11 protein-coding genes are annotated in these 10308 nt (G+C 69.3%); 9 read left to right on the forward strand and 2 right to left on the reverse strand.

What is annotated here, in order from left to right:
• The coding region (locus HC022_RS12405; protein ID WP_167452639.1) for an aminomethyltransferase family protein at positions 1 to 700 on the forward strand (700 nt) is incomplete at its 5' end.
• 52 nt (positions 701 to 752) lie between these two features.
• Here HC022_RS12405 and hisD read toward each other — a convergent pair.
• A complete protein-coding gene (hisD, locus tag HC022_RS12410; RefSeq protein WP_167452640.1) occupies positions 753 to 2063 on the reverse strand; it encodes a histidinol dehydrogenase in 1311 nt (436 codons plus the stop codon).
• Between the two features lie 130 nt (positions 2064 to 2193).
• Here hisD and HC022_RS12415 point away from each other — a divergent pair, with 130 nt between their 5' ends.
• Complete coding sequence (locus HC022_RS12415) at positions 2194 to 3177, forward strand: LacI family DNA-binding transcriptional regulator (protein ID WP_167452641.1); 984 nt, start codon at positions 2194 to 2196, stop codon at positions 3175 to 3177.
• Positions 3178 to 3186: 9 nt separating this feature from the next.
• Here the strand turns inward: HC022_RS12415 and HC022_RS12420 are convergent, their stop codons facing one another.
• Positions 3187 to 3858 carry a GntR family transcriptional regulator gene (locus tag HC022_RS12420; RefSeq protein ID WP_008887875.1) on the reverse strand — a complete coding sequence of 224 codons (672 nt, stop codon included), beginning with the start codon at positions 3856 to 3858 and terminating at the stop codon, positions 3187 to 3189.
• Between the two features lie 133 nt (positions 3859 to 3991).
• Between HC022_RS12420 and HC022_RS12425 the strand changes: the two genes are divergently transcribed.
• From HC022_RS12425 to HC022_RS12455, 7 genes are all read left to right on the forward strand, one after another.
• Positions 3992 to 4981, forward strand: a complete 990-nt coding sequence (locus tag HC022_RS12425; RefSeq protein ID WP_167452642.1) for a tripartite tricarboxylate transporter substrate binding protein — start codon at positions 3992 to 3994, stop codon at positions 4979 to 4981.
• 4 nt (positions 4982 to 4985) lie between these two features.
• Positions 4986 to 5453 carry a tripartite tricarboxylate transporter TctB family protein gene (locus HC022_RS12430; RefSeq protein WP_167452643.1) on the forward strand — a complete coding sequence of 156 codons (468 nt, stop codon included), beginning with the start codon at positions 4986 to 4988 and terminating at the stop codon, positions 5451 to 5453.
• A gap of 4 nt (positions 5454 to 5457) precedes the next feature.
• Positions 5458 to 6993, forward strand: a complete 1536-nt coding sequence (locus HC022_RS12435; RefSeq protein ID WP_008887590.1) for a tripartite tricarboxylate transporter permease — start codon at positions 5458 to 5460, stop codon at positions 6991 to 6993.
• A gap of 23 nt (positions 6994 to 7016) precedes the next feature.
• Positions 7017 to 7880 (forward strand): oxaloacetate decarboxylase, encoded by an 864-nt coding sequence (locus HC022_RS12440; RefSeq protein ID WP_167452644.1) that lies wholly within the window; start codon positions 7017 to 7019, stop codon positions 7878 to 7880.
• Entirely contained in the window at positions 7880 to 9310 is a 1431-nt protein-coding gene (gene leuC, locus HC022_RS12445) for a 3-isopropylmalate dehydratase large subunit (RefSeq protein WP_167452645.1), read from the forward strand. The genes HC022_RS12440 and leuC overlap by 1 nt, the downstream gene beginning before the upstream one ends.
• Positions 9307 to 9915 (forward strand): 3-isopropylmalate dehydratase small subunit, encoded by a 609-nt coding sequence (leuD, locus tag HC022_RS12450; RefSeq protein ID WP_167452646.1) that lies wholly within the window; start codon positions 9307 to 9309, stop codon positions 9913 to 9915. The genes leuC and leuD overlap by 4 nt, the downstream gene beginning before the upstream one ends.
• 27 nt (positions 9916 to 9942) lie before the next feature.
• Positions 9943 to 10308, forward strand: a 366-nt coding sequence (locus HC022_RS12455) for a 3-hydroxyacyl-CoA dehydrogenase NAD-binding domain-containing protein (RefSeq protein ID WP_254885073.1), incomplete at its 3' end; no start/stop codon positions are given.

Here is a 10308-nt window from a genome sequence, read left to right on the forward strand (position 1 = left end):
GCCGCTCGGGGCCCCCAAAACGCGGGTGGTGGTGCCGCGGGCCCCACCCGCCGATTTCGGCAACGAGCCGCATCCGTTCGGCATGGCGCGCGAGATCGAGATCGGCATGGGCCTCGCCCGTGCCCAACGGGTGACCTACGTGGGCGAGCTTGGCTGGGAGCTGTATGTCGGCACCGATCAGGTCGCGCATGTCTTCGAGACGCTGCTCGAGGCGGGCGGGGACCTGGGGCTGAAGCTCTGCGGGCTGCACGCCATGGACAGCTGCCGCATCGAGAAGGGCTACCGCCATTTCGGCCACGACATCACCGACGAGGACCACGTGCTCGAGGCCGGGCTCGGGTTTGCGGTGAAGACCGGCAAGGGCGCGTTCATCGGGCGCGAGGCGGTGCTGCGCAAGCGCGAGAAGGGGCTGTCGCGGCGGTTGATGCAGTTTCGGCTGAAGGACCCCGAGCCGCTGCTCTTCCACAACGAGCCGGTGCTGCGCGACGGGAAGATCGTCGGGCACGTGACCTCGGGCAACTACGGCCACACGCTCGGCGGCGCCATCGGGCTGGGCTACGTGCCTTGCCGGACGCCCGGTGAGCCCGCCGCCGAGATGCTGGCGTCCAGCTATGCCATCGAGGTGGCGGGGCAGGTCTTCGAGGCCGAGGCGAGCCTGCGGCCGATGTACGACCCGGCCTCCGAGCGCGTGAAGCTCTGAGCGTCCGCAAAGGCGCCCCCGGACCTGACATCCGGGGGCGATTGAGACGCGTCTATTCCGCCGCGGTGCCGTAGGCCACGTTGCGCCCGCCGTAGCGCCGCACCCGCAGGTTGGCCTGTTCGGCGTGGCCCACGAAGCCTTCGAGCATGCAGAGCCGCGAACAGTACTCGCCGATCTCCGCCGCAGCCGCGTCGGTGGTGACCTTCTGGTAGGAGTGGGTCTTGAGGAACTTGCCGACCCAGAGCCCGCCGGTGTAGCGCCCCGCCTTCCTGGTCGGCAGCGTGTGGTTGGTGCCGATCACCTTGTCACCGTTGGCGACATTGGTGCGCGGCCCGAGGAACAGCGCGCCGTAGCAGGTCATGTTCTCGAGGTACCAGTCGTCGCGGTCGGTCATCACCTGCACGTGCTCGGAGGCGATGTCGTCGGCCACCGCCAGCATCTCGTCGTGGCTGTCGCAGAGAATGACCTCGCCGTAATCCTCCCAGCTCTTGCGGGCGGTCTCGGCGGTGGGAAGGATCGAGAGGATGCGCTCGACCTCGGCCAGCGTTGCGGTGGCGAGGCTTTCCGAGTTGGTCACCAGCACCGCGGGCGAGTTGTAGCCGTGCTCGGCCTGCCCGAGCAGGTCAGTGGCGCACATCTCGGCGTCCACGGTGTCGTCGGCGATCACCATGGTCTCGGTCGGCCCGGCGAAGAGGTCGATGCCGACGCGCCCGAAGAGCTGGCGCTTGGCCTCGGCGACGAAGGCGTTGCCGGGACCCACCAGCATGTGCACCGGCTCGATGGTCTCGGTGCCGATGGCCATGGCGCCGATGGCCTGGATGCCGCCCAGCACGTGGATCTCGTGGGCGCCGCCGAAATGCATCGCCGCGATCACGCCGGGGTTGGGCTTGCCCTTGAAGGGCGGGGTGCAGGCGACGATGCGGGGCACGCCGGCCACCGCGGCGGTCAGCACCGACATGTGCGCCGAGGCCACCATCGGGAACTTGCCGCCGGGCACGTAGCAGCCCACCGACTGCACCGGGATGTTGCGGTGGCCGAGGATCACGCCGGGCAGGGTCTCGATCTCGATGTCGAGCATCGACGCACGCTGCGCCTCGGCGAAGGCGCGGACCTGGGCCTGGGCGAAGTGGATGTCCTCGATCTCGCGCGGGGTGAGCTGGGCGATCAGTGCGTCGATCTCGTCCTGACCGAGGCGGAAGCTCTGCGGCGCGTAACCGTCGAATGTCTCGCTCAGCTCGCGCACGGCGACGTCGCCGCGTGCCTCGATGTCCTTCAGCGTGGCCTCGACCGTGGCGCGCACCTTCTCGTCGTCTTCGTTGCGCAGATCGGCCGGGCGGCCCGTCTTGAGATGGCGGATGGCCATGTCGTCTCCTCCGTTGGGGTGTGCCGCATGGAAGACCCTGCGCGGGTTCGACTGCAATATTTCAGCGTAAAGCTGAAAATCTTTCATGACCTGCGTTTTGCTGTAGGCTTCGGGTCGAATCGGAGGAGAGATGCCCAAGGTCACGGCGAAACTGGTGGCAGAGCGGGCCGGCGTGTCGGTCGCGGCGGTGAGCCGCGCCTTTCAGCCGGGCGCGCCGCTGGCGCCCGAAAAGCGCGCGCTGGTGCTGCGTATCGCGCAGGAACTCGGCTACGTGCCGCCCGCCGCGCGCAGCCTCAGCCAGCTCGGGACGCGGAGCGTGAGCCTCGTCGCGGGCGATCTCACGAACCCGTTCTACTCGGGCGTGCTCGAACTGCTGTCGCAGGAACTGCACAAGCGCGGGCGGCGGCTGACCCTGCACGCGGTGCCCCCGGGCGAGACCGTGGACGTGGCGATGGAGCAGGTGCTGGGCTATCGCGCTGACGCCGCCATCGTGACCTCGGCGCACATGTCCTCTGAGCTGGTGCGCCGCTGCCGCGAGGCCAACCTGCCGGTGGTGCTGCTGAACCGGGTGCAGCCCGACAGCCGGATGACCGCGGTGACCTGCGACAACCACGCGGGCGGGCGGCTGATCGCGGCGCGGTTCCTGGCATCGGGTCGGCAGCGCATCGGGCACATGACCGGGGTCCCTGACACCTCGACCCATATCGAGCGGTCGCGCGGGTTCCTCGACCGGCTGGCCGAGGCCGACCGCGCGCCCGTCGTCAGTGCCTGCGGCGGTTTCTCCTACGCCGGTGCTATGGAGGCGGCGGCCGATATGCTCGACGGCGGACCGCGGCCCGACGCGGTGTTCTGCGAGAACGACGTCATGGCGCTGGCGCTGATCGATGCGGCGCGGGCGCGGGGACTGCGGGTGCCCGAGGATCTGGCGGTGATCGGCTTTGACGACATCCCGATGGCGGGGTGGCAATCCTACCGGCTGACCACCGTGCGCCAGCCGATCCGCCGCATGGTGGCCGAGGCGCTGACCCTGATCGAGCAGCTGCAGACCGACGGCGCGGGCTGCGGCGCGATCCGGGTGCTGCCGGTCGACCTCGTTGCCCGCAACACCGGCTAGAGCGGCGGCCTAGCGCAGGCCGCGCCGGCGCTCCTCGAGCGTGGCGGCGGCCGAGAGGATGTGCACCCGCATCGCCGCCTGCGCCAGCGGCCCGTCGCGCAGGCGGAAGGCGCGCATGAGCAGCCGGTGGTCGCCGTCGCTGCGTGCCGTGTCCTCGTCCGAGAACTGCCGGTAGGTCATCGTCAGGATCGCAAGGTCGGTCAGCTGGGTGACGATCTTCTCTGCATGCGCCACGCCCGAGATCCGCAGGATCCGCATGTGCAGCGTCCGGTTCAGGCCGCTGCGCAAGGTGGCGTCGTCGCTGGCCTCCATGCCGTCGCAGAGCTGCTCGAGCTCCTGCAGGTCATGGGCGGTGATGCGCTCGGCGCAGCGATAGGCGGCGGTGCCCTCGATGTCGGCGCGCACCTCGAAGCTGCTGTTGACCTCGTCGGGATCCCAGCGCCGCACCATGGCGCCCGCGTGGGGCCGCACCTCGATGTAGCCGTCGGCGGCGAGGTTGCGCAGCGCCTCGCGGACCGGGGTGCGGCTGACGCCGAGCTCGGCGGCGAGCGCCGCCTCTCCCAGCTTGTCGCCCGAGCGCAGCGCCCCCGAGATGATGCCGTCGCGCACGTGCAGATAGACCCGCGCCACGTTGGTGCCTTCGGTCAGGTGGGCGGGAAGGTCGGGAAGGTAATCCTCCATCGCGGGCGCTCCGTGCTCATGAAAATTTTTCACTCCCAGTATGCTGCATTGACGAGATGTATGCAATGATGCTGAAAAGATGCCTGAGGAGACCAATAATCAGCATCGTTGTATGCAATAAGGGAGGAAAGCAATGACCTACACACGCAGAACACTGCTGCGCACCGCACTGGCCGCGCCGGCGGTGCTCGGGCTCGGGACGCTGGGGGCGAACGCCTATCCTGCGCGCAAGCTGTCGCTGGTGGTGCCGTTCGACGCGGGTGGCTCGGCGGACCGCATGGCGCGCGCCATCGCGCAGTTCCTGCCCTCGGAGCTCGGCGAGACGCCGGTCACCGTGGTGAACCGCTCGGGCGGTTCGGGCGCGCTGGGGCACAGCTGGTTCGTGCGCCAGCCCGACGACGGCAGCTTCGCGCTGGTCTCGCCGGTGAACCCCTACCTGATCTCGAACGTCCTGCGCGGGCAGGGCGGCCTGAACTGGGAAGACTTCCACCACATCAACGGCCAGTGGCAGGATTACTACGCCGTCTTCGTGAACAACGAGCAGCCCTACCAGACCATGGCCGAGCTGGTGGCCGACATCCGCGACAACCCCGGCAAGGTGAGCTGCGCCATCATCCCCGGCGACGGCGGCCACATCTCGGCGCTGATCCTGCTCGAGACACTGGGCATCCCCGAGACCAACGTGAACTGGGTGACCTATGACGGTGGCGGGCCGATGCGCACCGCGATCGCCGGCAACCAGGTGACGATGACCTTCACCGCGGCACTCGGCAGCAACGTCATCAAGGATCAGGTCCGCGCGCTCGCCGTCTACCGCAACGAGCCCGATCCCGACCGCTGGGACGCGCCGGTGATCAACGAGGCGCTGACCGAGCTCGGCGTCGAGGTGCCGGTGCTGGCCGCCGACCTGCGCTGCCTCTCGGTGCAGTCGAGCTTCGTCGAGACGCACCCGGACGTCTATGAAGAGCTGGTCGCGGCCTACAAGCGGATGCTCGAGCGCGACGATTTCAAGGCGTTCATCGCCGAGGGCCAGATCGGCGGCGACTGGCTGGGCCCCGAGGCGACCGCGGCCTCGCTCCAGCAGAGCTACGACGTGTTCTCGCGCTACATCTCGCAGATGTAATCCGATGAACCTGACTGCGAACAGAGCGGGCCATTTCGGCCTGCTCGCCCTTCTTGCAGGCTTCACCCTGTGGTTCACCGCCTCCGCGTGGGAGGCGGACGCCACCCTGGTGAACATGATCCTGATCGGTCCGGTCGCGTTCCTGGCGCTGGGGCTGATCGCCGCCATCGGCATCGGCCTGCTACTGAACCCCGAACGCGATGCCGAGCCCGCAGAGCCCGCCGAGACCGACACGTTCCGCGAGCGCTGGGGCGTGGCCATCGGCTGCCTTGCGCTGGCGCTCTACGTGCTCAGCCTCGAGACCATCGGCTTCGACGTGGCGGGCGTGATCTTCTGCGCCGCCTGCATGGTGCTCATGGGGCGCCGCAACTGGCTGGTGATCGTGGCCTATTCGCTCTTCGTGGGGCTTGCCCCCGTCTGGATCCTCGAGGGTCCGATGGGCATCCCCGTCCACACGCTGATCCTGGAGTAGACCGATGCTGGACCTCGCCGCCATCTGGGATGCCTTCGGCATGCTCTTCGCGATGCCCATGGCCTGGGTCGTGGTGCCGCTGGGGCTGCTGATCGGGCTGGTCTTCGGCGCCGTGCCGGGGCTCTCGGTGCCTATCGCCATGGCCGTCTTCCTGCCGATGACGCTCTACATGGAGTTCACCGAGGCCATCCTCTTCCTCACCGCGATCTTCACCGGCGGCGGCTTCGGCGGCTCGATCCCGGCGATCCTGATGAACGTGCCCGGCACCTCGGCCGCCATCGCCACCTGTTTCGACGGCCACCCGATGGTGCGCCGGGGCGAGCACAACCGCGCGCTCGGCCTCGCGCTCGGCGCCTCGACCGTGGGTACGGCGGTGGGCTACCTGCTGCTCTTTCTGGTGCTCGAGCCGATCTCGGGCTTCGTGCTGCGGCTGGGCCCGTCCGAGCTGTTCCTCGTCGCCGTCATCGGCCTGCTGCTGATCGGGCTGATGACCGACGGGCGCTTCGCCCGGGCGGTGGTCGCGGGCTGCATCGGCGTGCTGCTGTCGCTCATCGGCATGAGCAGCGCCGGCATCGAGCGCGGCACCTTCGGCAGCATCTACCTGCTCGACGGCATCGACGCCAACGCCGCCATCATCGGCATCTTCGCCGCCTCCGAGCTGTTCCGGCTGGTCAAGCACGACTACCTCGTCGAGGCGCAGGACAAGCGGTCGGTGTCGATCCGCGAGATCGCCCGCGGCTTCGCCGACATCCGCCACAACCTGCCGACGCTGGGCCGCGGCTCGCTGCTTGGCGCGGGGCTGGGCGTGATCCCGGGCATCGGTTCGTCGATCGCCAACCTCGTGAGCTACACCATCACCAAGCAGCTCTCGAAGGAGCCCGAGAGCTTCGGCAAGGGCAACCCGAACGGCGTGGTCGCGGCGGAATCCGCCAACTCCTCGTCCGAGGGCGGCTCGATGGTGGGCCTGCTCGCGCTCGGCATCCCGTCAAGCGCCGCCACCGCGATCATGCTCTCGGCCTTCTCGATGCACAACATCACCGGCGGGCCGCGCTTCATCTCGGACCAGAAGGACGTGGTCTACGCGATCATCGCGGGCAACCTGATCCAGGCGGTGATGCTGGGCATCATCGGGCTGCTCTTCATCCGCATGATCGTCTACCTCGTGCGGGTCCCGCTCAGCTACCTGCTGCCGCCCATCGTGATCTGCACCGTGCTGGGCAGCTACGCGCTGACCTCGAGCCTCTCGGGGCCGGTCACGCTGGTCGCCTTCTCGTTCCTCGGCGTGGTGCTGAAGCGCTACAACTACTCGGTGGTGGCGACCGTCATCGGCCTGCTGCTGGGCCTGATGATGGAGGGCAACCTCGTGCGGACCTGGCAGCTCGGCGGCTCAAGCCTCAGCCCGATGTTCACCCGCCCGGTCTCGCTGGTGCTGATCGCGCTGATTGTCGCCTCGGTGGCGCTGGCGCTCTGGGTCACGGCCCGCCGCAAATCCTCGCAACCCTTTACGCAAACCGGCGAACCGCACCGCGGCGACGCCTGATCCCAAGAACGGAGACAAGACACATGGCTGACGCAAGACTGAAGCAGGCCATCGCCAACAAGGAATTCGTCGTCGCCCCGGGCGTCTTCGACCTGATCTCGGCGCTGATGGCGAACTCGATGGACTTCAAGGCGCTCTACGTCACCGGCTACGGCACCGTGGCCTCGTATCTCGGCGTGCCCGATGCCGGCATCGCCACCTACCGCGACATGCTCGAGCGCATCGCGCAGATCTGCAAGCGCACCGAGCTGCCGGTCATCGCCGACGCCGACACCGGCTACGGCGGGCTTCTGAACGTGCGCACCACCGTCGAGGGTTACGAGGCGGCGGGCGTCACCGCGATGCAGATGGAGGACCAGGAGTTCCCCAAGAAATGCGGTCACACGCCGTTCCGCAAGGTGATCCCCACCAGCGAGATGCAGCGCAAGATCGAGGTCGCCGCCAAGGCGCGCAAGTCCGACGACTTCCTCATCATCGCCCGCACCGACAGCCGCACCTCGCTCGGCATCGACGAGGCCATCGCCCGCGGCAAGGCCTATGCCGAGGCCGGCGCCGACGTGGTCTTCATCGAGAGCCCCGAGTCCGAGGCCGAGATGCTGGCCGTGGCCGAGGCGGTGAAGGCGCCGCTCTTCGCCAACATGGTCAACGGCGGACGCACGCCGCTGCTCTCCGCCGACCGGCTGGCCGAGATGGGCTATTCCATCGCCATCCACCCGGCGGTAGGCTTCCTCGCGGTGACGCGGGCGCTTCAGAAGGCCTACGGCGACCTGCTGGCCCATGGCGAGACCACCGAAGCGGTGGACCTCTATTCCTTCGCCGAGATGAACAAGCTGCTGGGCTTCGAGGACATCTGGTCCTTCGAAAAGGAATGGGCCGAGGCCGTCTGATGACAATCCTGCCCCCCGAGCGGCCCAGGACGCTCTATGCAAAGCTCTGGGACAGCCACGTGGTGCGCGAACGCGAGGACGGCTCCACGCTGCTCTACGTCGACCGCCACCTGCTGCACGAGGTCTCGACCCCGCAGAGCTTCGTGGCACTGGACCGCCGGGGGCTGCGCCCGCACCGTCCCGCGGCCAATCTCGCGGTGCCGGACCACGCGGTGCCAACCCGGGGTCGCGACAAGCCCATCGCCGATCCGATGGCGCGGGCCCAGACCGCGCGGCTGGTCGAGAACGTCGACAGGCACGGCATCCCCTTCATCCCGCTCAGCGATGCGCGGCAGGGGATCGTGCACGTGGTGGGACCCGAGCAGGGCTTCACCCTGCCGGGGATCACCCTTGCCTGCGGCGACAGCCATACCTCGACCCACGGCGCCTTCGGGGCGCTGGCCTTCGGGGTGGGGGCCTCGGAGTGCGGCATCGTCATGGCGGCGCAGGCGCTGGCACAGCGCCGGGCCCGGACCATGGTGGTGCGGGTCGAGGGCACGCCCGGGCCCGGCGTCACCGCCAAGGACCTCGCGCTTGCGCTGATCGCGCAGCTGGGGGCCAACGGCGCGGCGGGCCACGCCATCGAGTACCAGGGCGCGGCGATCCGCGCGCTGTCGATGGAGGCGCGCATGACGCTCTGCAACATGGCCATCGAGGCCGGCGCCCGGGTGGCGCTGATCGCCCCCGACGAAACCACCTTCGCCTTCCTCGAAGGGCGTCCCATGGCGCCCAAAGGCCCGGCGTGGGACGCGGCGGTGGCCTACTGGCGCACGCTGCCCTCGGACGAGGGCGCGCTTTACGACCGCGAGGTCGTGCTCGATGCGGGCAAGGTGGCGCCCTTCGTGACCTGGGGCACCTCGCCCGAGGATGCCATCGCCATCGACGCCGCCGTGCCCGATCCCGAGGCCGTCGCCGATCCGGCCCGCGCCGGGCGGCTGCGCAAGGCCATCGCCTACATGGGGCTCGAGGCGGGCCGGCCCATCGCCGGCACCCGCATCGACACGGTGTTCATCGGCTCCTGCACCAACGGCCGGCTTGCCGACCTGCGGGCGGCGGCGCAGGTGGTCCGGGGCCGCAGTGTCGCGCCGGGGGTGCGGGCGCTGGTGGTGCCGGGCTCGGGGCTGGTCAAGGCGCAGGCCGAGGCCGAGGGGCTCGACCTCGTGTTCACCGAAGCCGGGTTCGAATGGCGCGAGGCGGGCTGTTCGATGTGCGTCGCGATGAACGGCGACAGGCTGGAGCCGGGGCAGCGCAGCGCCTCGACCTCGAACCGCAATTTCGAAGGGCGTCAGGGCCGGGGCGGGCGCACGCACCTGCTCTCGCCCGCGATGGCGGCAGCGGCGGCGGTGACCGGCGCGCTGACCGACGTCCGCACGCTGGAGGCCATGGCATGAGCGCACCGCTGATCCGACTTGAGACCCGGGCGATCTCGCTGCCCGAGACCAACACCGACACCGACATCATCTTCCCGGCGCGTTTCCTCTTGAAGATCGACCGCGACGGCATGGACGAGTGCCTGTTCCGCGACCGCCGCATCGGACCTGAGGGCGAGGCGCTCGACCACCCGTTCGACGACCCCGCGCTGCGCGACGCGCAGGTGCTGGTGGCGGGGCCGGGCTTCGGCTGCGGCTCCTCGCGCGAGCAGGCGGTCTGGGCGCTGGTCGACTGGGGCATCCGCGCGGTCATCGCGCCGGATTTCGGCGACATCTTCGCGGGCAACGCCGCCAAGAACGGTCTGCTCTGCGTGCGCCTGCCCGCCGATTTCTGCCGCACGCTGGCGGCGCGGGCGGAAGCTGGGGCGCGCTTCGGCGTGGATCTGCCCGCGCGGGTGCTGACGGTGGACGGTGCGCGGGTGGCAGGTCTCGACCTTTCCGACGCGGCGGTGCAGGCTTTCGGCGAAGGCTGGGACGAGATCGACGTGATCCTCAACCGCGAGATCGACGAGATCCGGCGCTTCGAGGACGATCACCGCGCCCGCCAGCCGTGGCTGTTTGCCTGAGGCGGGCAAGCGGAAGAAGGAAAGACCATGGCCGCAATCGACACCGTCGCCATCGTTGGCGCCGGGCTGGTGGGGCAGGGCTGGGCCATCGTGTTCGCCCGTGCCGGAAAGACCGTGCGCATCTTCGACGCCCGCGACGACGCCGAGGCCCAGATCCGGCCGCAGATCGTCGCCGCGCTTGCCGAGATGCAGGCGGCAGGGCTTTGCGACGCGCCGGACGACTGGCTCGCGCGGATGAGCTTTGCAAAGACGCTCGGGGACGCGGTCGGGGCGGCGGATTACGTGCAGGAATCCACCTTCGAGCGCATCGACGTGAAGCGCGAGATCAGTGCTGCCATCAGCGCCGTGCTGCCTGAGCACGCCATCTGCGGCTCGTCGACCTCGGGCTTTCCC

Source organism: Salipiger sp. HF18, assembly GCF_011806505.1.
GTDB classification, from domain to species: domain Bacteria; phylum Pseudomonadota; class Alphaproteobacteria; order Rhodobacterales; family Rhodobacteraceae; genus Salipiger; species Salipiger thiooxidans.